Consider the following 22,568-nt stretch of genomic DNA (forward strand, 5'->3'; position numbering starts at 1 on the left):
CCCCCGCCGCTCCACCCGCCGCCCGAATCGGCGGGCCGGCCACCGCCGGGGAAGGCGGCGCCGGGGTCGGCGGCGGAACCGTCGTCGGGGGCCGCGTGCCGCCCGCCGCCGCGCGGGGCCGGAGCACCGCCGCGCGGGGCCGAGGCCGCGGGCGGCACGACCGCCCACCCGTCCACGCCGCTGGCCACCAGCGCCATTTCGTACGCGACCGAGGCGGTGTCGGCGGCGCCCTGGAGCAGCACGGCGAGCACCCCGCCCCGGCGGGACGCGGTGACGAACAGCAGCGCCGTCTCCATCTCCACGATCGTCTGCCGCACCCGGCCCGCGTCGCTCTGCCGCCCAGCCGCGTCGGCCAGCGCCTGGAGGCCGGCGACCACGGCGGAGAGATTCTCCCCGGTATCCCGGTCCAGCTCGGCGCTGCCGGCCATGAGCAGGCCGTCGGCGGAGAGCATGATCGCATACCGGGCCTCGGGGACCCGGCGGACCAGATCGTCCAGCACCCGGTTCAGGTCCACCGGGGGCGCGTCCACCACCGTCACCGATCCTCCCGTCCTGCCGGGTCCGCCCAGTTCACCGGGATCTCCGCGGTCTCCGCGTCGGCGGTCTGCCCGCGGCCGCGCAGGGTCTGCGCCCGGTACGCGTCCAGCCGCCGGCGCACGTCCTCCGGCGCGCGGCTGCGGCGGGCGCTCGGCGGCGGGCGCGGCGGCTCGTCGTCGTCATCGCCGGCCGGCACCGCGCTCCTGGGCCGCGGGACCCGGATGGGCAGCCCGTTCTCCGTCTCCGGGCCGGCCGCCGGCTGCTCCGCCGGCCCGGCGTAGGTCGTCTCGCCCGCCGTTGGCCCCGGGTCGCGGCCCACCACCGACGCCGGGTCACGGCCCGGGGGCACCCCCAGGTCGCGGCCCACCGGCAGCCCCGGGTCGCGGCCCACCGCCGACGCCGGGTCACGGGCCGCCGGCAGCCCCGGGTCGCGGCCCACCGCCGGCCCCAGGTCGCGGCCCACCATCGAGGCCGGGTCGCGGCTCGCCGGTGGCGCCGGGTCGTGGCCCGCCAGCGACGCCGGGTCGCCGGACGGCGGCCGCGGCAGCAACGCGGGCGGGACGAGGAGCCGGGCCGTGGTGCCACCCTCCGTCGCGGGCAAGAAGTCCACCTCCAGGCCACGCCGCTGTGCCAGCCGGGCCACCACATACAGGCCCTGCCGCTGGCCGGTCACGGGCGGGGTACCCGGCTGTCGCACCAGGTCGTTGAGCACGGCGAGCCGGGTGCCGTCCAGCCCGGGGCCGGCGTCGGTCACCTCGATCGCGTAGCCCGCACCGGACGGGCCGCCGGTGACGCGCACCGGCGCGGTCCCCGGCGACGCGGCCACCGCGTTCTCGATCAGCTCGGCGAGCAGGTGCACCGTGTCGGTGACGGCGGGGCCGGCCAGGTCGGCGTCGGCGATCGGGCCGACCGTGACCCGCTGGTACTCCTCGATCTCGGCCGCCGCGGCGCGGGCCACGTCCAGCAGCGGGACCGGCCGGCGCCAGCGGCGGCCCGGGTCGCTGCCGGCGAGCGTGATCGCCTTCTCCACGTTGCGGCGCAGCCGGGTCGCGAGGTGGTCGGCGGTGAACAGGTCCGCCAGCTCGTCCACCCCGGTCTCCCGGCGCTGCATCGCCTCCAGCAGGTCCAGCTGCCGGCGTGCCAGGACCTGGTTGCGCAACTCCAGGGCGAGTAGCACGTCCGGCTGGCCGGTGGCGGCGGGCGGGACCCCTTCGGCCGGCCCGGCGCGCCGGGTGCGGCGCCACGCGGCGGCCGCGACCAGCACGGCCACCAGCCCGAGCCCGCCGAACAGGCCGAGCCGGACGATGGTCCACACGGCGCCCGGCGTGGCCCGGTCCACGCTGGCCCGCACGCCGTCGGCGATCAGGACGCGCTGCGCGGTGAGGACCGGCCCGGCGGCCGACTGCCAGGCGGCGGCCTCGCCGGCCGGGTCGGCGCCGGTCGAGCCGGTCGACGCGACCCGGTCCTCGATGCTGGCCAGCGCGGCACCCTTCGGCCCGGTGGCGAGCGCGGTGTACGCCGCCCGGTCCGCGGCGGGGAGCTGGGCGGCCGCCTCGGCAAGCAGCAGCCGCTGCTGGGCGCGCAGCTCGACGAAGCGCAGCTGTTCGGCCGCGGTCAGCCGGCCGCTGGCGAACGCGCCGCTGGCCAGCGTGTCCTCGCGGGCGAGCTGCTCGCGGGCGCGCAGCAGGGCGACGAACGCGCGGCCCTCGGCGGCCAGGTCGCCGTCGCGGCGGGTCCAGGCGGAGCGGTAGACGCCGAAGGCGGCGTCGATCAGGGTGGTGTAGCGGTCGGCCGCGGCGGCCCGGTCGACGCCACGGTCGTCGACGCCGGCCCGCAGGTCGCGCAGCGCGTCGAGCCGGGTCGTGAGGTCGTCGGCGCTGCGCCGCACGGCGTCCGAGGCGGCCAGCCGGGCGCTCCAGCCGCCCGCGCGGCGGCGCAACTCGGCGACCGCGGCGTCGGTGCGCTCCCGCTGCCGGTCCAGCTCCGGCCGGGCGGGCGCGCCGTCGGCGAGGAAGCGGACCGAGCCGCGCCGCTCGTCCTGCAGCGCGGTGATCACCGCGTCGGTCGGCTGGCCCAACCCGTCGCCGAGGCTGCGCTGCCGGAACAGGTCGGCGACGTCGACCGCGGTGGTCACCGCGGCGAACGCCCAGAGGGTGAGGAGTGCGAGCACCGCCGCCCCGCCGGCGGAGCGGTCCTGTCGCGCTCCGTAACCCATCACACCCCGCTCACCCAGTCGTACAGACCGCAACAACGTGGCCTGACCGCCGCAGCCATGCACAATATCGGCGTATCGGGATGTTAACTAGCCCCGTGGAGAAGCCCTAAGGAACACGCGGGCCGTCCGGTTTCTCCTCGCCACCGGGAGTATTCAGCACTGTGGACCGTCGGAGGGACGCGACGGTGGGGCGTGTCCGCATCCGGACACACCCCACGCCACTACGGTGCGTAGGTCCGCGGGGCTCCGGCGGCGCTGGGCCAGCCCGCGGCCGCCCAGTGGTCGCTGGTCCAGTAGCGGCCGGACCAACTGCCCGCGGTCCAATAGCGGCCGGTCCAGTAGCGACCGGACCAACTCGGGTCGACCCAGTCGCCGCCACCGCCCCACGGCGCCGCGGTCCAGGTGGCCGCGCCCCACGTCTTGGACGCGAACGAGGTGCCCGTCCAGCCGTCGCCGGCCGCCCGGACGCCCATCCAGAGCCCGCCGCTCCAGGCGGAGTGCGCCTTGGACTTCACCGCCCAGGCGGCGCTGTTGAACGCCCCGAAGACGCTCTTCTCGCCGGACAGCGCGACGCTGTTGCTCATCACGTGGCTGGTCCCCCGGGCGTCCTCGACCTTCCCGTCGCCGGTGGACCACGGCCAGTAGGTGCTCTGCGGCGGGCCCTCCGGCGTCGCGACGAGCGCGGCGGTCACGTTGATCTGGCGCATGCCGATCCCGGCGCCCCGCCCGACCCGGATGTACGGGCCCTGCCGCAGCACCGACTTGACCTGGTCCGGCGTGTACGAGGGCCGGGCCTGGAACAGCAGCGCCGCCGCGGCCGAGGTCACCGCGGCCGCCTGGGAGGTGCCGCTGCCCCGGAACAGGTTCTCGCCCACCCGGGCACCCGGGTAGCCGGTGTCGATGTTCGAGCCGGGGTCCCGCAGCGAGACGACCGATTCGCCCGGCGCCAGCACGTCCACCGGCTTGCCGGCGGCGGCCAGGTTGGTGAACGTCGTCAGCTCGTCGTCGTCGAGGGTCGTGGTGCCCTTCGGCGAGGTGGCGCCGACCGAGAGCACGAACGGGTCGGTGGCCGGGTTGGTGAGCTTGCCGAAGTCGTTGCCGTCGTTGCCGACCGCGGCCACCACCAGGATGCCGGACTGCCACGCCTGCTCGGCCGCGGCCTGCACCGGGTCGGTCCACGGCACCGGGTTGCCGCCGGTGCCGTACGACAGGTTGAGCACCCGGATGGGGTAGCCGGGGTCGTCGTTCTTGTGCTGCACGACCCAGTCGATGGCGGCGATCACCTGGGACACGTCGACCGCGCCGCTGGCCGTCCCGACCTTGATCGAGGTGAGCCTCGCGCCGGGGGCGATGCCCCGGGTGCCGGTGGCGGTGTCGTTGCCGATGATGATGCCGGCCAGGTGCGTGCCGTGACCGTAGGTGTCCAGGTAGCGCAGGTCCGCGGACTGCGACTCGAAGGACAGGTCCGGCCCGTTGCGGATCTGCGCCGGGGGCAGCCCCGGCACCGGGGCGACGCCGGTGTCGACGAGCGCGACCCCGACGCCGGCGCCGGTCAGCGACGCGGCGGCACCGGTGTCCGCGCCGATGATCGTGCGGATCTGGCCGAGCGTGTGCTCGGTGCCGCCGGGAGCGGACCCGGACCAGAGTTGCCCCGCCCAGCCCGGCGGCGCCGCGGCGGCACCGGCGACGGGCGTGACGGTGGCCGGCACGGCTGCCCCGGCCAGGGCGAGCGGCAGCGCGGCCACGGTCGCGGCCAGCCAGCGGCGGCGCCGGGCCGGCGTTCGTATAGTGATCAACACCCGACTTCCCTTTCAGTACAAGTCCGTAGCTGCCCGCTGCGGTCCCAGTAACCATGCGTGAAATCAGAGCGAATTGTCACCGGGCTGCTACCGAAATCCTCCTAACGTCCGATCGATGCGCCAGTAGGGATGATCGTCGGCGGCGCGGCGAATCGCGGCAGTCCACAAAAGGCACATTGGGGATCTTCGAGTCGGCGGACCGAAAATCTCAGGCCGGCCCGTACGATGCCGTTGGAGCCGCCGATGTGCCGGACAGTCGGGCAGAGGCGGTGCGACCGAGGGCGGTGAGGAGCTGGACGGGTACCCCTTCGACTCCATCACGGGCGCCCGCCCCCGCGCCGCGCTGGAACCGTCCATCGCGGACGCCCTCGCGCGCACCGGCGGCGACCCCGTCGCGCTGTTGCTGTTCGATGTGGACTTCTTCAAGACGGTCAACGACGTCTACGGGCACGCCCGCGGTGACCTGGTGCTGCGCCAGGTGGCCGAGCGGGTGGCGGGCCTGTCCCGCCGCGGGGACACGCTGTTCCGGTACGGCGGGGACGAGTTCGTGCTGCTGCTGCCGGGCACCGGGCGGGACGAGGCGGTCCGGCTGGCGCTACGGATCACCGATGGGGTGCGCGCCGCCGGCTTCCCGGGCGAGCCGCCGCTGTTCCTGACGATCAGCCTCGGCGTGGCCGCCGCCCCGGGCGACGGCGACACGCCCGCCGCGCTGCTGGCCGCCGCAGACCGGCGCAACTACCTGGCGAAGCGGCGCGGTCGCGACGGCGCGGTCGCCGACGACGCCGAGGACGCCGCGACGGGTGACGCGCGGGTCGCGGACACCGGCGGCCGGCTCTGGGAGCGGGACGCCGCCCTGGCCACCACGCACGACTACCTGACCCGGCTCGCGGCCGCCGACGCGGGGGTGCTGCGGGTGACCGGCCAGCCCGGCGCCGGCCACACCCGGTTCCTGGCCGAGGTGGCCCGGCTCGCGGCCATGCGCGGCTTCACCGTCGTGCCGATACCGGCCGCGCCCGCCCCACCGCCCGTACCGTCCGTTGTGGACGGCCCCGTCCTGCTGCTGGCTGACGTGGACGCCGCCGACCGGGTCGCCGCGGCCCGTGCCGCGTACGGGGACGCGCCCGTACTCGGCGTGGTGGTCGCTCAGACCACCGCGCCGCCGGACGAGCCGGGCACGACCGTCGTGGAACTCACCCCGTGGTCCCCGGCCGCCCTGCGGATCTGGCTGCGCGCGGCACTGCGCGGCGAACCGAGCCGGACCCTGGTCGGCTGGCTGGCCCGGCAGAGCGGCGGCCTGCCCGCGGCCGCCGGCCGGGAGCTGGAGCGCCTGCGGGCGCGCGGCGGCCTCGAACCCGCGCCGGACGGCGGCTGGACCATCAGCCCGGCGCTGCTCGGCCGGCCCCGCCGGCGGGTGCGGGTCCCCGCACCGATCACCTCGCTGGTCGGCCGGGAGGAGGACACCCGGCGGGTCGCCGCGCTGCTGGCCACCGGGCGGCTCGTGACGCTGGCCGGGCCCGGCGGCGTCGGCAAGACCCGGCTGTCGATGTCGGTGGCCGGCGCGGCCGCCGACGAGTTCGACGACGGGGTCACGTTCGTGGCGCTCAGCCAGGCCACCGACGCCGGCCAGGTGGTGGCCGCGATCGCCGCCGCGCTGGGCGTCGAGGAGGCGCCGGGGCAGGAGCCGGCCGAGGCGCTCGCCGAGCACCTGGCGGACGCCCGGATACTGCTCGTGCTGGACAACTTCGAGCAGGCCATCGACGCCGGGCCGGCGATCGGCGAGTTGCTGGCCGCCGCGCCGGGCGTCGCCGCGCTGGTCACCAGCCGCGAGCCGCTCGGCATCTACGGCGAGCAGGTGTACCGGGTGCTGCCGCTGCCCCTGCCGGACCTGGCGGCCGTGCCGCTCAACGCCGACCCGGTCGCCTACGTGCTGCGCCAGTCCCCCGCCGTCGCCCTGTTCGCGCAGCGCGCGCCCGGCTTCGCGCTCACCGCCGCCGACCTGCCGACCGTGGTCCAGCTGTGCCGGCTGCTGGACGGCCTGCCGCTGGCGATCGAACTGGTCGCCGCCCGCGCCGACGCGTTCGGCCCGGCCGCCCTGCTGGCCGACCTCGACCGGCACTTCGGCGGCACCGGCCCCCGGGACCGCCCGCCCCGTCAGCAGACCCTGCGCGGCGCCGTCGACTGGAGCTACGCGCTGCTCGACGAGGCCGAGCGCGAACTGTTCCGGAGCCTCGCGGTGCTCGTCGGGGGCGCCACAGTGGACTCCGCCCGCGCGGTCACCGGAGTCGCCGCCGGCGACCGCCTGCCCGGCCTGCTCGACGGGCTGGTGGCCAAGAGCCTGCTGACCGCGGAGCCCGAGCCGGGCGGCGGCACCCGGTACGGGATGCTGTACGTCATCCGGGCGCACGCGAGGCTCCGGCTCGCCGAGGCGGGCGGGGACGCGGTGCGCCGGCGGCACCTGGATCACGAGGTGGGCGTCGCCGAACGGGCCGCCGCCGGGATGACCGGCCCGGAGCAGGCCGAGTGGGCGGACCGGCTGCACCGGGAGTACCCGAACCTGCGCGCCGCCATGGCGTGGGCGATGGACGCCGGCCGGGTCGCCGAGGCCGGCCGGATCTGCGCCGGCCTGTGGCGGTACTGGCGCAACGGCGAGCATCTGGCGCAGGGCCGCGAGTGGCTGGACCGGGTACTCGCGTACCGGGCCGACCTGCCCGGACCGCTGGCCGCCACCCTGCTGTACGCGGCCGGGGTGCTGGCCATCACCCAGGGCGACGCGGACGCGGCCGCGGTGCACGGCACCGAGGCGCTGCGCCTGGCCGAGTCGAACGGCGATCGGCCCGCCGCCGCGCAGGCCCGCAACACGCTCGGCATCGCCGCCCTGATCGTCGGGGACGACGCCGCCGCGGCCGAGCACTTCCGGTACGGGCTGGCGGTCTGGCGCGAGCTCGGCCAGCCCGAGGGGACCGCGATCGCGCTGGGCAACCTGGCGAAGGCGGCCCTGCGCCGGGGCGCCGTGGCGGAGGCCGCCGGCCACGTCGACGAGTGCCTGGCGCTGGAGCGGGCCGCCGGCAACCGGCGCGGGGTGCTGCTGGGGCTGGAGTGCCTGGCCGAGATCCGCCTCGCCCAGCACGACCCGCGGGCCGCCCGGCAGACCGCCGCCGAGGCCCTGGACCTGGCCCGCGCCCTCGGCGACGTGTTCGGCGAGGCGATGGCCCTGCACCAACTGGGCCTGGCCGCCCGGGCCGGCGGCGACCGGGCCGGTGCGCTGCCGCTGTTCCTGGCCGCCCTGGAGCGCCGGCACGACCTGGGCGACGCCGAGGACCTGGCCGTCTCCCTGGGCTGCGTCGCGGACGCGCTGATCGAGCGGGACCCGCGGCTGGCGGCCCGGCTGCTCGGCGCGGTCGATACGCTGCGCCGCCGGCACCGGATCGCCGCGCAGCGGGACGCCGAGGAGCGCGACGGCGCCACCTGGGAGGCCGCCCGCGCGGTCCTCTCCGCCCCGGTGGCCAACGCCGCCCGGCGCGAGGGGCGCACCTGCCCCCTCGACCTGATCGTCGACCAGTGCCTGGACGTCACGCGGCAGGGCGCGGGCCTGCTGAGCGTGGGCTGATCCGCTGGCCGGGCCGCGGCTCGGCCAGCGCCAGCCCGAGGGCGCCGGCGGTGAGCAGGGCGCCCACCAGGGCGGTGCTGCGCACGCCGGCGAGCGGCAGCAGCACGCCGCCGAGCAGCGCGCCGGCGGCGATGCCGACGTTGAACACGGCGGACATGCCGGCCGCCGCCACGTCGGAGCGGCCCGGCGCCACGTCCAGCACCCGGGTCTGGAGGCCGGGTGCGATCAGGCTCATCGCGACGGCGGACACGCACAACATCACCATGGTCGGTACCGCCGCCGGTCCGGTGGCCCACATGCCAGCGAGGCTGGCGGCCATGAGGGCGACCGCGCCGGTCAGCGCGCGGCGGGGTCCCCGGTCGACGACTACGCCGGCCACGCCCGCGCCGGCCAGGCCGGCCAGGCCCCGGATGAACAGCAGCGGCCCCAGCGCGGCTGCCGGGTAGCCCGCCACCCCGGTCAGGTACTCGGTGACGTACGTGAACGACGTGAACACGCCGGTGACCGCCAGCAGCGTGACGCCCAGCAGCAGCGAGTACCGGCGCCGGTCCGGCGCCCGGCCGAGGGCCGCGTGGCTCTCGTCCGGCGGGGCGGTCGGCAGCAGCACCGCGACCGGGACCAGCGCGACCAGCCCCAGCCCGGCCACGGCCAGGGACGCCGCCCGCCAGCCGGCCTGCTGGCCCAGCCAGGTGGTGGCCGGCACGCCGAGGACGAGGGCCAGCGACGCGCCGGTGAACAGCACCGCGAGGACCCGCCCGCGCAGCCGCGCCGGGAACAGCCCGACCGCCGCCGGCCCCACCACGGACCAGAAGACCGCCTGGGTCAGCGCGGTCACCACCCGCGCGCCGAGCAGCAGCGGGAACGACGGACGCAGCACGCTGACCACGGTCGACAGCACGAGACCGGCGAGCGTGACGGACAGCAGCAGCCGTCGCGGGACCCGCCTGGCCAGCATGGTCAGCGGCACCGACGTCAACGCCACGACGACCCCGTACCCGGTGACCAGGGCGCCGACCGCGGACGGCGACACCCGCAGGTCGGCGGAGATGATCTGGAGCAGGCCGATCGGCAGGCTCTCCGCGGTGACGTAGCAGAACATCGCCGCGGACAGGGCCAGCAGCGCACCCACCGCCGCGAGCCGGACGCGGTCCTCCTCCGCACCGGCGCGGCCGGCGTGGCCGCGGGTGCCGGGCTTCGCCGGAGCGCTCACCGCCCCGCCACCCCGCGCGCAGCCCGCCGCCGCCCGGCCGAGATCCCCGACTGCCCGCCGACCAGCGGCAGGTGCTCCACGGTGCCGCCCACGCGCCGATGCTACGACGCGCCCCGGACCGCCACCGACGCGAGGCACGCGATCCGCGGCCTTCTCCCGCGCCGCCCCGCTCCCGCGAAGGCGCGCGCTTGCGCCGACACGGACAGCCGGTGCCGGCGGGCACGGGCGGCGGGCAGTGCCGGCGGGCACGGGCGACGGGCAGTGCCGGCGGGCGCGGGCGACGGGCGCTGGAGCGGGTGGACCTTGGGGCACCGGCTGGGGGGACACCAGCGCGGGCCATCGGGGCGGGCCGGGGTAAGCCCTGGACCCACCGGAAAAGTCGGAAAGTCGAGATTGCCACCACAACTCCAAGATCGGCCGGGGATCCGGGGTGGCCGAGGGAGGAGGGTCAGGGTGCGTGGGGGGCGTGCAGGGCCTCGAGCGCGGCCCGCGCCGGGTCGGACAGGCGCGACTCGGTGACGGCGATCGGGGTGCGCACGTCGGCGCCGAGTTCGGTGAGCAGGCCGCTCAGGTGGCGGGCGGACTGCTCGGCCTGGGGTTCGACGCCCGCCACGGTGACCGGCACGGCGGCCACGCCGGCCAGGCCGTTCGCCGGCAGGTAGTCCAGGAAGACCTTGAGCACACCGGTGTAGCTGCCCTTGTAGGTGGGGGTGGCGACGACCAGCGTGCCGGCGGAGTGGGCGGCGGCGAGCGCGGCGACCACCTCCGGGGCGTCGGGGACGAGCAGCCGGGCACCGAACGCGCCGAGGTCTATCGGGTGCGGCTGGCCGGGCGTGGCCTCCTGGCCCCGGCCTTCGGGGGCGCCCTCGGCAAGCACCCGGCCGACGGCGACCCCCAGGGCGAGGGTGCGGGACGCGGGGCGCGGGTTGCCCGCGACAACGACGATGCGACTCATCGTCAAACCCTATCAATCCCATAGGCAAATGGGTATACCGTTCGGGCCCGTCCCGTTGCCAGGTGCGCGCCGCAAGCCATTCGAGAGCTTCGTTATAGCCCCGGGTGGAGGCCCGCGCGCCGAGCGGGCAAGGGAGCGGCAGGGGCGCATGCGGATGGCGGTGCGTGGTGGGGTGGGGCGGGTTTGGGGATACTCACGCGATGAGCGCTGACACCTGCCCCTCCTGCGGACGCGCCCTCGACGCGCACAACCCGCACGTGCGCTTCACGCTGCCAGACGCGGTGCTCGACGCGCCGGCCAAAGACCGGACGCCCGGCACCTGGATGAGCCATCCCACCGCCCGCGAGTCGGTCATGATGCGGGTTCCGGACATCGGCGCCTTCGTCCGCGCGCTGCTGCCGATCAGGCTGACCGAGGGCCACACCATCACGTTCGGCGTCTGGCTCGCCGTCGACCCCGGTGAACTCCAGTCCATCATCGCCGTGTGGTGGGAACCCGAGTACCGCCACCTACGGCTCACGGGCCGGCTCGCGAACGCCGTCCCGCCCTGGGGCATGCTGGCCGCCCCGGTCGAGGCGGTCGTGCGCGACACCGATCAGACGCCGTACTGCGACGCCTCGGAAGACCCGCAGCTCGACCGCGTTCTGCGCGATGAATGGCCGCATGATCTCGTGCTCGCCGCCGTCAGCCGGGGCTGACGCCCCACCGGCGCCGCCACGGGCGCGGGCCGGCGCACTGGTGTGCACCGGCCCGCGGGTTCCGGCCGGCCGGTCAGCCCGAACAGGCCACCCCGTTGAGGGCGAATCCGCTCGGCGCGGAGCTGTTGCCGTTGTGCGTCGCCTGGTAGCCGATCGTGGTCGACCCGTTCGGGCCGATCGTGCTGTTGTACCCGGCGTTGGTCGCGGTCACCTGGCCGCTGCTCGGGCTGTAGGTGGCGTTCCAGCCCGAGGTGATGGTCTGGCCGCCGGGCAGGGTGAAGGTCAGTCGCCAGTTGTTGACCGGCGCGCTGCTCGCGTTGGTGATGGTGAGGTTGTTCGTCAGGCCGTTGTTCCAGGCGCTGACCGACGACGTGACCCGGCAGCCCGAACCGGCCGGCGGGTTGGTCGGGCCGCCCGTCGGGGGCCGGGTCGGCGATACGGTCGGCTGGGTGGGCTGCGGGTTGCTCCCGTCCGGGGCGACCGCCCGCCCGGTGGCCGGCGAGATCATGCCGGCGCACAGGTTGCGGCTGGCCAGACCCGCCGCGATCTGCGGGATGGCGGCCACGGTGTTGGCCGGCCAGTCATGCATGAGGATGACCTGGCCGTTGGTGAGACGGGCGTTGGCCTGCACGATCGCCGACACGCTGGCCCCGTTCCAGTCCTGCGAGTCGACGTCCCAGATGATCTCGGTGAGGCCGTACTGCGCCTCCACCGACTTCAGGGTGGCGTTGGTCTCGCCGTACGGCGGCCGGAACAGCTTCGGCGCGGCACCCGAGGTCTGCTGGAGCACCTGCTGGGTGTTGCCGATCTGGCTGGTCATCTGGGCGGTGCTGAGCTGGGTCATGTGCGGGTGGTCCCAGGAGTGGTTGCCGATCCACATCCCGGCGGCCACCGTCGCCTGGACGAGGGACGGGTTGGACTGGGCGTTCTGGCCCTCGTCGAAGAAGGTGGCCCGCAGGCCGGCGGACCGCAGCGCGTTGAGCAGGTTCTGGGTGTTGCCGGGGGTGGGGCCGTCGTCGAAGGTGAGGCCGACGTAGCCGTTGCAGGTGGCGGCCTGGGCGGGGGCGGCGACCGCGATCGCCGCGGCGGCGCCGGCCGCGGCGGCGGCGAGCGCCAGGGCGCCGGCGAGGAAACGCCGGCTGGTACGACGGGTAGAAGGCATTGCCTCTCCTCGGGGTGTGCCGGCGCCGCCGCTTCCAGGCTGGCGGCGTCGGCAGGGTCGGACGGGGGTACGCCGGCCGCCGCCCTGCCGGCGGGACGGTGGGGTGGTACCCGCAGGGAGCGGCACGGTGGGGCCGCGCTCATTGAAACATATCGAAGTCATTTCCGATACGTTTCAGAAACGCATCGCCCGGATCGTTCTGGGCGGGCGCCGCGACACCGCCGACCGGTTCCAGGCGGGTTAGGGCCGGGCGGGCGGGTCGGGGCGACTAAGGTGTGGCCGTGTCCGCGCTCTGCTGCGCCGGTGGGGTCGGCCGGTGATCCTCTTTCCCGCGCCGAACCGCAGCCCGCTACGCGCGCTCGGCGTCCGGTTCCTCGCCGCCACGGCGCTCGTGGCCATCGTGGTCGTCGTGGTCTACGCGGACCGCGGCGGGTACCAGGACGTCGCCGGCCACAAAAACCTCTCCCTGCTCGACTCGGCGTACTACTCGGTCGTCTCGCTCACCACGACCGGGTACGGGGACATCACCCCGGTCACCCCGCGGGCCCGGCTGGTCAACCTGATCGTGCTCACCCCGGCCCGCGTCCTGTTCCTGGTCATCCTGGTCGGTACCACCCTGGAGGTGCTGACCGAGCAGTACCGACGAAACGCCCGGCTGAGCCGGTGGAGGACGCACTTGAAGGACCACGTGATCGTCTGCGGGTACGGGACGAAGGGCAGCAGCGCGGTGCGGGCGCTGAAGGAGAACGGCCTGGACCCGGGCAAGATCGTCGTGGTGGAGGAGCGGGAGGCGGCGGTCCGGCAGGCCGCCGCGGACGGCCTGGTGGCGGTGCAGGGGTCGGCGACCCGCTCGTCCGTGCTGACCGAGGCGCGCATCAGGCTCGCCAAGGCGATCATCATCGCGACCGACACCGACGAGGCGGCCGTGCTGGTCACGCTGACCGCCCGGCAGTTGACCGCCGGGCAGGTCCGGATCGTGGCGGCGGTCCGGGAGGCGGAGAACGCGCCGCTGCTGCGGCAGAGCGGCGCCCACCAGGTGGTCGTGTCCTCCGCCACGGCGGGGCGGCTGCTCGGCCTGTCCACGTCGGCGCCGCCGCTGATCGACGTGGTGGAGGACCTGCTCACCGCCGGCCACGGCATGGCGCTGGCGCTGCGCTCGGCCACCCGGGCCGAGGTCGGCAGGTCGCCGCGGGAGGTAGCCGAGGTGGTGATCGCGCTGGTGCGCCGGGGGCAGGTGGTGAACCTGGCCCAGCCCGAGGGCGCCGTCGTCGAGACCGGCGACACGCTCGTCTACGTCCGCAACGAACAGCCCAGCACGCCGGTCACCCCGCAGCGCTGAGCCGTCGCGGCGAGGCGGCCACCGCCCGGCGCCGGAGATCGGGGGTACCCCGACGGGCGAGCGGTGGCCGCGTCACAGGTAAGTGCGGCGAGGCGGCGGCCCAGATACCCGCGTGGCTGCCGGCTACCGGACAATCGATGGTCAGCCGGCCGGCAGCACGATGGAGCGGGCGCCCTCGCCCCGGGCCATCCGGTCGAACGCGGCCGGCACGTCCGCCAGGCCGATCCGGTGCGTGATCAGCGGCATCAGGTCCAGGTCGCCGGCCAGCACCGCGTTGGCCAGGGCCGGGACCTCGACGTCCGGGTCGGACGAGCCGTAGACGGACGAGCGCAGCGTGCGCGCGGACGAGAAGATATCCAGCGCGCTGAGGCTGACCAGGTCGTCCTTGCCGCCCATGCCGACGACGGTCACCTGGCCACCGCGGCGGGTCGCCCGCCAGGCGGCCCGGATCGTGGCGGCCCGCCCGACGCACTCGAACGAGTGGTCCGCGCCCCGGCCGCCGGTGAGCCCGCGGACCGCCTTGCTGAGCCCGTCGTCGGCGACCAGGAAGTCCGAGGCGCCCGCGGCGAGCGCCAACTCCCGCTTCGCCGCCGAGACGTCGACCGCGACGATCGGGGCCGCGCCGGCGGACCGGGCGGCGGTCACCGCGCTCAGCCCGACGCCGCCGAGGCCGAGCACCAGCACGGACTCCCCCGCGCCGACCCGGGCCGTGTTGCGGACCGCACCGACGCCGGTCAGCACCGCGCAGCCGAGCAGGGCGGCCCGCTCCAGCGGCACCTGCGCCGGTACCGGGATGACCGCGGCCTGCGGCACGACCACCTCGTCGGCGAGCGCGCCGAGGCCGAGCGTGACGTGCAGGGCCTCGCCGGCAGCGGTGCTGCCCCGGCGCGTGGCCGGCGCCCCGCCGGTCGCGCACAGCCAGGGCTCGCCGCGCAGGCAGTACCAGCATCGCCGGCACGCGGGCGACCAGTTGAGCACCACGTGCTGCCCGACCGCGACCCGGTCGACGCCGGGGCCGGTGGCCAGCACCACGCCGGCCGCCTCGTGCCCGAGGACCAGCGGGAACGGCGGGGCGAGCGTGCCGTTCACCATGGACAGATCCGAGTGGCAGACGCCGGCCGCGGCGATCCGGACCCGCACCTGCCCGGGGCCGGGCTCGGGCAGGTCGACCGGTTCGACGGCGAGAACGCCACCCTCGCGGGCGACCAGGGCGCGGACGGTCATCGCTGGATCGCCTTCACCTGGAGGAACTCCTCGACCCCGAACCGGCCCAACTCGCGGCCGATGCCGGACTGCTTGTACCCGCCGAACGGCGCCAGCGGGTTGAACGTGCCGCCGTTGACGTCGACCGCGCCGGTACGCAGCCGGCGGGCCACGGCCAGGGCGCGCTCCTGGTCGTCCGACCAGACCGCGCCGGCCAGCCCGTACCGGGAGTTGTTGGCGATCGCCACGGCCTCGTCCTGGTCCGCGAACGGGATCACCGACAGCACCGGGCCGAAGATCTCCTCCTGGGCGACCGTGGCGTCCGGGTGCACGTCGGCGAGGACCGTCGGGGCCACGAAGTAGCCGCGCCCGGGCAGCGGTGCCTCCGGCCCGCCGGCGACCACCCGGGCCCCCTCGGCGATCCCCTTCTCCACCAGAGCGCGCACGCGGGCCCGCTGGTCGGCCGAGACGAGCGGGCCGAGCCGGGTCCCCTCGGCGAACGGGTCGCCCGGCGCATACCCGGCGGCCGCCTTCGCCGCGATCCGCAGGGCCTCGGCGTACCGGTCCCGGTGGACGAGCATCCGGCTCCACGCGGTGCAGGTCTGCCCGGCGTTGAGGAACGCGTTGCCGACGCCGACCTTGACGGCCCTCACCAGGTCCGCGTCCTCGAAGATCAGGTTGGCGGACTTGCCGCCGAGTTCCAGCGCGACCCGGGCGATCCGGTCGGCGGCCAGGTGGGTGACGCGCCGGCCGGTGGCGGTCGACCCGGTGAACGAGACCAGGTCCACGTCCGGGTGGCCCGCGAGGGCCTCGCCGGCCACCGGGCCGGTGCCGGTCACCAGGTTCACCACGCCGGGCGGCAGGCCGGCCTCGGCCACGGCGTCGAACAGCAGGTACGCGGCGAACGGGGTGAGTTCGCTGGGCTTGAGCACGACCGTGCAGCCGGCGGCGAGGGCGGCGCCCACCTTCGCGAGGACCTGGTGCAGGGGGTAGTTCCACGGGGTGATCGCGCCGACCACGCCAGCCGGCTCGCGCACCACCAGGGAGTTGCCGATCACCTGCTCCGCCGCCGGGCGCTCGGCCAGCTCCGAGTACGCCTTGAGCACGGTCAGCGGCAGCCCGGTCTGGACCCGGGTGGCCAGCGCCAGCGGCGAACCCTGCTCGGTGGCGATCGTGGTGGCGATCAGCTCGGCCCGGGACAGCAGCGCGGCGTGCAGCCGGTGCAGGTGGCCGGCGCGCTCGGCCGGCGGCAGCGCGGCCCAGCCGTCGAACGCGGCGCGGGCGGCGGCCACGGCGCGGTCCACGTCCGCCGCCGTGCCGGCGGGCACGTGCGCCACGACCCGCTCGGTGTACGGGTTCTCCACCGGGATCGTGTCGGCACCCGACGGCGGCGCCCAGGCCCCCGCCAGGTAGAACGCGGTGCGGTCGGCCAACTCCATCGGCGCCCTCCCCAAACTAGCGCTGCAAGTTTTACCCTAACGGCCCCGCCCGGCGGCGGGCGCGGCCCATCGCGGGGCGCGACCTTACTCGCCCGCCGTTGCCGAACGGCCGCCCCGTCTCGCCGCCGCGGAGCGGCGCGCGGCCCACCGCGGGGCGCGGCCTTACTCGCCCGCCGCCGCGTGACCGCCCCGACCCGCCGCCGCGGAGCGGGCCGCGCGGCCGGGCGCGGGTGGCTGCGCCGGCCGGTTCGGCAACTGGCGGTAGAGCCGGTCCAGCCCGTCAATCAGCGCGGTCAGCCCCAATTCGAACGCTCCCTCGTCCACCCGCTGCTGGTGCTCGGCCAGCCGGTGCGCCTGGCCGAGGTGCGGGTAGTGCGCGGCGTACAGGGCCGGGTCCTCGACGAAGCCGCGGGCGAACGAGCCCAGCGCCGATCCGGCGACGAAGTACCGCATCAGCGCGCCGATGTGGGTGGCGCGGGCGGGCGGCCACCCGGCCCGGACCATGCCGCCGTAGAACGCGTCCGCCATGGCCAGCGCGGCCGGGCGCCGGCCCGGGCCCTGGGCCAGGTACGGGACGATGTTCGGGTGTCGGGCCAGCGCGCCGCGGTAGTCCACCGCCCAGCGGCGCAGCGCCTCGCGCCAGTCCAGGGTCGCGAAGACCGACGTGTCGACCCGGCCGGTGATCGCGTCGGCGACCGCGTCCAGGATCTCGTCCTTGGTGGCGAAGTGGTTGTACAGCGACGGTCCGCGCACGCCGAGTTCGGCGGCGAGCCGGCGGGTGGACAGCGCCGCCAGCCCCTCGGCGTCGACCAGCGCGGTCGCCGCCTCGACGATCCGCTGCCGGCTCAGCAGCGCCTGTCGCGGCCGGGGCATGGGTGCGCACCTCCGGGTGGACGCGATAAAACTTGCAGCGCTAGTTTAGTGGGCACCATGGACCCACGGCCGCCCGGAAGCTCGCCGCCGGCTTCGGCGACCGTGCGAGCGCGCCGCACGCCGCCGGGCGGCACCGGCGGGCGGCCGGCGACTTCCGATGCTTCCGAGCCAAGCGAAACCGCGTTCTAGCCAGGGGAGAGCCAGTGGACAGATTCGCCGGCAGGGCCGCCATCGTCACCGGGGCGGCGCAGGGCATCGGCGCCGCGACCGCGCGCCGGCTGGCCGCCGAGGGCGCCAGCGTCGCCGTCGTGGACCTGACCGCCGAACGCGGCCAGGCGGTCGTGGACGAGATCACCGAGGCCGGCGGCACCGCCGCCGCCTTCGGCTGCGATGTCGCCGACCAGGCGTCCGTGCAGGGCATGACCGAGCGGGTGGTCAACCGGTTCGGCCGGCTCGACGTGCTGGTCAACAACGCCGGCATCACCCGGGACAACCTGCTGTTCAAGATGCCGCTGGCGGACTGGGACGCGGTGCTGCGCACCAACCTGACCAGCATCTTCCTGTGCTGCCAGGCGGCGCAGAAGTACATGGTGGAGGCGAGGTACGGGCGGATCGTGAGCCTGTCCAGCCGGTCCGCGCTCGGCAACCGGGGCCAGGTCAACTACGCCGCCGCCAAGGCCGGCGTGCAGGGGCTCACCACCACCCTGGCGATCGAACTGGGTCCGTTCAACATCACCGTGAACGCGGTCGCGCCCGGGTACATCGCCACCGCCATGACCGCCGCCACCGCCGAGCGGGTCGGCGCCTCGTTCGAGGACCACCAGCGGATGGTTGCCACGCAGACCCCGCTGCGCCGGGTCGGCCAGCCCGCCGAGGTGGCCGCCGCGATCGCCTTCCTGGCCAGCGACGACGCGTCGTACGTGAGCGGGCAGACGCTCTACATCAACGGCGGGGCGCGCTGATGGACTTCGGCCTGGACGACGAGCAGCGGGCGATCCGGGACACCGTCCGCGACTTCGTCCGCCGGGAAGTCGTGCCGATGGAGGCGGAACTGCTGCGCCGCGAGCGCCGCCACGAGCCCGGCACCACCCGCGCCGAACTGCGCGACCTGCAACGGAAGGCGAAGGAGTTCGGCTTCTGGGGGCTGTCGACGCCGCAGGAGTACGGCGGCATGGACCTGCCCGCCGTCACCCAGTCGCTGATCTGGACCGAGTTGGGCCGCACCTTCGTGCCGTTCCGGTTCGGCGGCGAGGCGGACAACATCCTGTACCACGCCACCGCGGAGCAGCAGCGGGAGTACCTGCTGCCCACCATCGCCGGCGAGCGGGTCTCCTGCTTCGCGATCACCGAGCCGGGCGCCGGCTCCGACGCGGCGAACATCAGGCTCTCCGCCCGGCGGGAGGGCGACGACTGGGTGCTCAACGGCGAGAAGACGTTCATCACCAACGGCGACGACGCCGACTTCGCGATCGTCGTCGCGGTCACCGACCCGGAGAAGGGCGCCCGGGGCGGCGGTACCACGGCGTTCCTCGTGGACCGGGCGATGGGGTGGCGCTCCGAGTTCATCCAGACGATGGGCGAGGGCGGCCCCGCGTCCCTGGTCTTCGCGGACGTGCGGGTGCCGCACCGCAACATCCTGGGCGGGATCGGGCAGGGCTTCGAGCTGGGCATGCAGTGGATCGGCAAGGGCCGGTACATCATCCCGTCGCACGCCCTGGGCATCGCGGAGCGCGCGCTGTCGATGGCGATCGGGTACGCCAACACCCGGGAGACGTTCGGCAGGCCGATCGGCACCAACCAGGCGATCCAGTGGATGATCGCGGACTCGGAGACCGAGCTGGAGGCGGCCCGCTGGCTGGTGCTGCGCGCCGCGTGGACGGTGGACCAGGGCCTCGACCCCAGGCACGCGTCCTCGATGGCGAAGCTGTACGGCGCCGGCATGGTCAACCGGGTGGTGGACCGGGTCATGCAGATCCACGGCGGCATGGGGTACACCCGGGAACTGCCCATCGAGCGCTGGTACCGGCAGGTGCGGCTGTACCGCATCTTCGAGGGCACGGACGAGATGCAGCGGCTCATCATCTCCCGCGACCTGCTCCGCGGCTACACCAAGCTCGGCCTGTAGCCCGCCCGCATCGGCGAGGGTCAGCGGCGGCGGGGGGTGGGGGCGGCGCTGCCGTGGGGGGTGCCGTCGGTCAGGCGTAGGGCCAGGGCGGGGCACATGCCCACCGCCTTGCGGGCCTGGAACTCCAGCCACGGCGGCACCGGGATGTCCGGCCACGCCGGGAAGTGGTTGCCGTCCAGTTTGATCATCTCGGGCAGCACGACGGCGCACAGGCCGTGGCCGTCGCAGCGGCTCCAGTCCACCGCGAGCTTCCGCGAGCCGACCGCGCCGGTGGTGGGCAGCGGCAGCACCCCCTTGACCGGGCGGCCGCAGCCGTCCCGGGTGAGGTGTGCGGCGATGTCCTCGACGAACGTCTCCAGCGACGAGACCGCGAACCGCCCCGTGCCGTCCGGGTGGCTGCACGCGCCCCGGCCGCGGACGACGCCGACCGCCGCGCGGACCGCGTCCGGGCCGCCCGCGCCGGTCATGATGTCCGCCGCCGCGCGGGCGACGTTCGGCAGGCCCAGGTAGCAGGGGCCGCACTGGCCGGCCGACTCGCCCGCCATGTACTGGAGCACCCGCGCCACCTCGCCGATGCCGCAGGTGTCGTCGCCCAGCGGCAGCATGATGCCGGCGCCGAGGGTGCCGCCGACCTCGGTGAGGCTCTTGCGGGACACCTCCGCCCGGGCCGCCGCCTCCGCGCTGATCCACTTGCCGTGGTACCCGCCGGTCAACACCCCCTGGCCGGTCGGCGCGTCGCACATGCGCAGCACCTCCTTCAGCGGGACGCCGGTCGGGCACTCGACCACCGCCGGCTGCGCCGCCGAACCGCCCACGGTCAGCAGCACCGTGCCCGGCTCCTCCCGGGTACCCACCGAGGCGTACTCGTACGGGCCGATCCGGGCGGCGATCGCGAGCTGGGCGAACGTCTCCGCGTTGGACAGCAGGGTCGGCAGGCCGCCCACGCCGCTGTCGCTGGCCCGCACCTTGCGCCCGGGCGGGATGTGCGGCAGCCCGTTGATACCGCGGACCATCGCGCCGCCCTCACCGGAGATGAACCGGTGCGGCACCACCTGGATCCGGGTCGGCACCGGCATCCGGCGCTCGTCCAGGGCCGCCGCGATGGAGCCCTCGCCCACGTTGTCGTCCGAGACGCCGATGACGATCTCCTCGGCGTCCAGCGCGTAGGCGGCCAGCGCCGCGCCGTCCAGGATCAGGTGCGGACCCCGGGTGAGCAGCGCCTTGTCCTTCCAGCTCGCCGGCTCGCCCTCGGTGCCGTTGACCACCAGGATGGTCGGCAGCGACTTGGCCCGGGCGGACTCGTACACCGCGCGCACCTTGCGGGCGAACGGGAAGCCGGCGCCGCCCCGGCCGCGCAACTGGATCAACTCGGCGAGTTGCATCAGCTCGGCCACGGTCAGCGGGCCGAAGTCGCCATGCACCTCCTCGTGGTCGCGCAGGTCCAGCCGGCCGAACTCGGCGAAGCCGGCGGTCAGCCGGGGGGCTCCCACGCTGGTGACCGGCGGGACCGAGGCCGGGATCACCGGGCCTCCCCCCTCAGGTGCGCCCAGTACTCCTCGTCCGAGGCGTCGGTCAGGTTGCGCGCCGGAGCGGGCGCCTGGCGGGGCGCGCCGCCACGCTTGCGGGGCGGCCGGGGCGCCGGGACCGCCGCCTCCCGGGCGGCCCGCATCGCCCGGCGGGACGCCATGTCGACCAGCGTCGGCGTCTCGTCCGGCTCCACCTGGTCCGCACCGTACCGCGGGTACTGCGACTCGTGCGGGTAGCTTGCCGGCGGGTAGGCGGAGCTCACCGGTGCGCTGGCGCGGTAGGAGTCGGGCGCACCCTCGCCGTCCCGGCTGTGCCGGGCGGCCCGGCTGCGCGCCGGCGGGCCGGGCGGCTCCTGCTCCCGCGCGGGGGCGAAATCGCTCGAGGACTCGCGCCACGGCGTCCCGGTGGGCGGTGGCGAGGTCGGCATCGGGTCGGCGGCGCGCACGTAGTCGGCCGTGGAGTACCCGCCGGTCGTGTACGAGGTCATGGAGTGGTCGGAGCCGGCGTAGCCGTCCTCGAACCGCTGCCGGGGCGGCGCCGACGCGGGGAACTCCGCCCGATCCTCCCGGTACCGGGCCGGCTGGTAGCCGTCCTCATCCCGGCGGGACCGGCGGCCGGCCGCGCGGCGGCCCACGTACTCGTCCTCGCCGTACGCGTCCTCGCGGTACGGCGCCTCGGGCGCGCCCCGCCGCCCGCCGCCGGAAACCGGCCGGGTGACCGGGCCGGACACCGGCCGGCTGCTGGACCCCGACACCGGACGCGACGACACGGGGCGGGCGGAAGCCTCGTACCCGCCGCCGAAGGTGTCCTCATAGGACCGGATGCCCCGCTCCCGCGCCACCGGCTCGTCGACCGGCCGGCGCTCACCGCGGGCGGACCCGGTTGCCGCGTACTCCTCCTCGGTCTGGTACTCCCGGGCGATCCGCCCGCCCATCTGCTCGTACGACGCGGCGCGCTGCTCGTACGCGGTGGGCTGGCGTGCCGGCTGGCGCGGCTCCTTGGGGGCGTACGCGGCGCGGATGTCGCTCTCCGCCACGTAGCGGAAGCCGCTGCCCGTGCCGGTGGGGCTGGCGCCCGTCCTGCCGACCGGCTTCATCGTGCCGGTGGTGGCGCCCAGTTGGCCGCGCCGGCGTCGTTGCAGGTACGTCGAGACCCGGACGACCAGCAGGATGGTCACCGCGAGCACGCACGCCAGGTAGCTGGCGATCACCCAGGTCGCCGCCGGGCGGCCGGCGGACAGGCCGTGCACCAGCGCCAGCGGCCACGACAGGTAGACGGTGGCGTGCAGGCTGCGCCACATCCACGGCTTGCCGACACCGATGAACCGGGCCCGGGCGATGCCGGTCCAGAACACGGCGCCCATCAGGTAGCCGGCGAGGATGCCCAGCCCCACGTAGACCGGGCGGTTGCCGCCGGTGAACGGGACGATCACGCCGAGGATCGACACCGCGTTGTACAGCACCTTGGTGAAGATGTGGACGACCAGGAAGACGACCGCCATCGTGCCGAGCGTGCGGTGCACCGACTGGAGCAGTACCCGGTGCCGCACCATGAGCACCAGGCGGTCGGTCGCCAGCAGACCCGCCATCACCGTGATCGACAGCGAGACCAGCGTGAAGACCCCCGCGTAGAACTGCAGGAAGTATGAGACCCACGCCACGCCGACCCGGCCGGGCGGGGTCAGCATCGCCACCGCCCAGATCGCCGCGAGCACCGAACCGGTGAGCACGACGACGGGTAGCCATGCGCGACCGCCTCCGCCGGCGGGGGTAAGGGCGGTGGGGTCGGCGCCTCGCTGGTTGAGCCGTACTCCAGCCATCTACTCCTCGATCTCCCACTCGTCGCCGGCCATGCCGAGCGGGGCCCCGCGGCGAACCGG

At 75.5% G+C, this 22,568-nt stretch carries 16 protein-coding genes; 5 read left to right on the forward strand and 11 right to left on the reverse strand.

The window, feature by feature from the left end; genetic code table 11:
• The 3 genes from KJS59_RS30800 to KJS59_RS00880 all read right to left on the reverse strand — a co-directional run.
• On the reverse strand, window positions 1–539 hold a 539-nt coding region (locus KJS59_RS30800; protein WP_213450256.1), incomplete at its 3' end, for a roadblock/LC7 domain-containing protein.
• A complete protein-coding gene (locus tag KJS59_RS31670) occupies window positions 536–2,752 on the reverse strand; it encodes a sensor histidine kinase (protein ID WP_213450257.1) in 2,217 nt (738 codons plus the stop codon). The genes KJS59_RS31670 and KJS59_RS30800, both read right to left, overlap by 4 nt.
• Window positions 2,753–2,973: 221 nt before the next feature.
• On the reverse strand, window positions 2,974–4,551 hold the full coding sequence (locus KJS59_RS00880) for a S8 family serine peptidase (RefSeq protein WP_213450259.1): 1,578 nt from the start codon (window positions 4,549–4,551) through the stop codon (window positions 2,974–2,976).
• 316 nt (window positions 4,552–4,867) lie between these two features.
• Here KJS59_RS00880 and KJS59_RS00885 point away from each other — a divergent pair, with 316 nt between their 5' ends.
• The gene (locus KJS59_RS00885) at window positions 4,868–8,158 is read left to right on the forward strand and encodes a diguanylate cyclase (RefSeq protein WP_283775737.1); all 3,291 of its coding nucleotides are present in this window, start codon (window positions 4,868–4,870) and stop codon (window positions 8,156–8,158) included.
• Here KJS59_RS00885 and KJS59_RS00890 read toward each other — a convergent pair.
• Window positions 8,121–9,368 (reverse strand): MFS transporter, encoded by a 1,248-nt coding sequence (locus tag KJS59_RS00890; protein WP_213450261.1) that lies wholly within the window; start codon window positions 9,366–9,368, stop codon window positions 8,121–8,123. The genes KJS59_RS00885 and KJS59_RS00890 overlap by 38 nt on opposite strands.
• Window positions 9,369–9,816: 448 nt before the next feature.
• Entirely contained in the window at window positions 9,817–10,323 is a 507-nt protein-coding gene (locus KJS59_RS00895; protein WP_213450262.1) for an NADPH-dependent FMN reductase, read from the reverse strand.
• A 200-nt stretch (window positions 10,324–10,523) separates the two neighbouring features.
• Between KJS59_RS00895 and KJS59_RS00900 the strand changes: the two genes are divergently transcribed.
• Complete coding sequence (locus tag KJS59_RS00900) at window positions 10,524–11,021, forward strand: DUF2199 domain-containing protein (protein WP_213450264.1); 498 nt, start codon at window positions 10,524–10,526, stop codon at window positions 11,019–11,021.
• A gap of 73 nt (window positions 11,022–11,094) precedes the next feature.
• On the opposite strand, the gene KJS59_RS00905 is transcribed toward KJS59_RS00900, so the two are convergent.
• On the reverse strand, window positions 11,095–12,183 hold the full coding sequence (locus tag KJS59_RS00905) for a polysaccharide deacetylase family protein (protein ID WP_213450266.1): 1,089 nt from the start codon (window positions 12,181–12,183) through the stop codon (window positions 11,095–11,097).
• A gap of 316 nt (window positions 12,184–12,499) precedes the next feature.
• Here KJS59_RS00905 and KJS59_RS00910 point away from each other — a divergent pair, with 316 nt between their 5' ends.
• Window positions 12,500–13,522, forward strand: a complete 1,023-nt coding sequence (locus KJS59_RS00910; protein WP_213450267.1) for a potassium channel family protein — start codon at window positions 12,500–12,502, stop codon at window positions 13,520–13,522.
• 141 nt (window positions 13,523–13,663) lie between these two features.
• Here the strand turns inward: KJS59_RS00910 and KJS59_RS00915 are convergent, their stop codons facing one another.
• The 3 genes from KJS59_RS00915 to KJS59_RS00925 all read right to left on the reverse strand — a co-directional run bounded on the left by KJS59_RS00915 (window position 13,664) and on the right by KJS59_RS00925 (window position 17,037).
• Window positions 13,664–14,746: an alcohol dehydrogenase catalytic domain-containing protein gene (locus tag KJS59_RS00915; RefSeq protein ID WP_213450268.1), complete on the reverse strand. Its 1,083-nt coding sequence runs from the start codon at window positions 14,744–14,746 to the stop codon at window positions 13,664–13,666.
• Complete coding sequence (locus KJS59_RS00920; protein ID WP_213450269.1) at window positions 14,743–16,164, reverse strand: aldehyde dehydrogenase family protein; 1,422 nt, start codon at window positions 16,162–16,164, stop codon at window positions 14,743–14,745. The genes KJS59_RS00915 and KJS59_RS00920 overlap by 4 nt, the downstream gene beginning before the upstream one ends.
• A gap of 162 nt (window positions 16,165–16,326) precedes the next feature.
• Window positions 16,327–17,037 (reverse strand): TetR/AcrR family transcriptional regulator, encoded by a 711-nt coding sequence (locus tag KJS59_RS00925; RefSeq protein ID WP_213450270.1) that lies wholly within the window; start codon window positions 17,035–17,037, stop codon window positions 16,327–16,329.
• Window positions 17,038–17,240: 203 nt separating this feature from the next.
• Between KJS59_RS00925 and fabG the strand changes: the two genes are divergently transcribed.
• Window positions 17,241–17,999, forward strand: a complete 759-nt coding sequence (fabG, locus tag KJS59_RS00930) for a 3-oxoacyl-ACP reductase FabG (RefSeq protein WP_213450271.1) — start codon at window positions 17,241–17,243, stop codon at window positions 17,997–17,999.
• Window positions 17,999–19,162: an acyl-CoA dehydrogenase family protein gene (locus KJS59_RS00935; RefSeq protein ID WP_213450272.1), complete on the forward strand. Its 1,164-nt coding sequence runs from the start codon at window positions 17,999–18,001 to the stop codon at window positions 19,160–19,162. The genes fabG and KJS59_RS00935 overlap by 1 nt, the downstream gene beginning before the upstream one ends.
• A gap of 20 nt (window positions 19,163–19,182) precedes the next feature.
• Here KJS59_RS00935 and KJS59_RS00940 read toward each other — a convergent pair whose 3' ends face one another.
• The gene (locus KJS59_RS00940; RefSeq protein WP_213450273.1) at window positions 19,183–20,685 is read right to left on the reverse strand and encodes an NADH-quinone oxidoreductase subunit NuoF family protein; all 1,503 of its coding nucleotides are present in this window, start codon (window positions 20,683–20,685) and stop codon (window positions 19,183–19,185) included.
• Window positions 20,682–22,508 (reverse strand): ferric reductase-like transmembrane domain-containing protein, encoded by a 1,827-nt coding sequence (locus tag KJS59_RS00945; RefSeq protein ID WP_213450274.1) that lies wholly within the window; start codon window positions 22,506–22,508, stop codon window positions 20,682–20,684. Before KJS59_RS00945 ends, KJS59_RS00940 begins: the two co-directional genes overlap by 4 nt.
• Window positions 22,509–22,568 lie beyond the last annotated feature (60 nt).

Origin of the sequence: Rhizomonospora bruguierae, from assembly GCF_018397995.1 — a bacterium.
GTDB classification, from domain to species: Bacteria; Actinomycetota; Actinomycetes; order Mycobacteriales; family Micromonosporaceae; genus Rhizomonospora; species Rhizomonospora bruguierae.

What these genes read in the sequence shown, in the direction of transcription:
- KJS59_RS00900 (WP_213450264.1), top strand. Translation starts at nt 10,524, where the DNA reads ATGAGCGCTGACACCTGCCCCTCCTGCGGACGCGCCCTCGACGCGCAC.
- KJS59_RS00895 (WP_213450262.1), bottom strand. Translation starts at nt 10,323, where the DNA reads ATGAGTCGCATCGTCGTTGTCGCGGGCAACCCGCGCCCCGCGTCCCGC.
- KJS59_RS00905 (WP_213450266.1), bottom strand. Translation starts at nt 12,183, where the DNA reads ATGCCTTCTACCCGTCGTACCAGCCGGCGTTTCCTCGCCGGCGCCCTG.
- KJS59_RS00935 (WP_213450272.1), top strand. Translation starts at nt 17,999, where the DNA reads ATGGACTTCGGCCTGGACGACGAGCAGCGGGCGATCCGGGACACCGTC.
- KJS59_RS00920 (WP_213450269.1), bottom strand. Translation starts at nt 16,164, where the DNA reads ATGGAGTTGGCCGACCGCACCGCGTTCTACCTGGCGGGGGCCTGGGCG.
- KJS59_RS00925 (WP_213450270.1), bottom strand. Translation starts at nt 17,037, where the DNA reads ATGCCCCGGCCGCGACAGGCGCTGCTGAGCCGGCAGCGGATCGTCGAG.
- KJS59_RS00945 (WP_213450274.1), bottom strand. Translation starts at nt 22,508, where the DNA reads ATGGCTGGAGTACGGCTCAACCAGCGAGGCGCCGACCCCACCGCCCTT.
- KJS59_RS31670 (WP_213450257.1), bottom strand. Translation starts at nt 2,752, where the DNA reads ATGGGTTACGGAGCGCGACAGGACCGCTCCGCCGGCGGGGCGGCGGTG.
- KJS59_RS00915 (WP_213450268.1), bottom strand. Translation starts at nt 14,746, where the DNA reads ATGACCGTCCGCGCCCTGGTCGCCCGCGAGGGTGGCGTTCTCGCCGTC.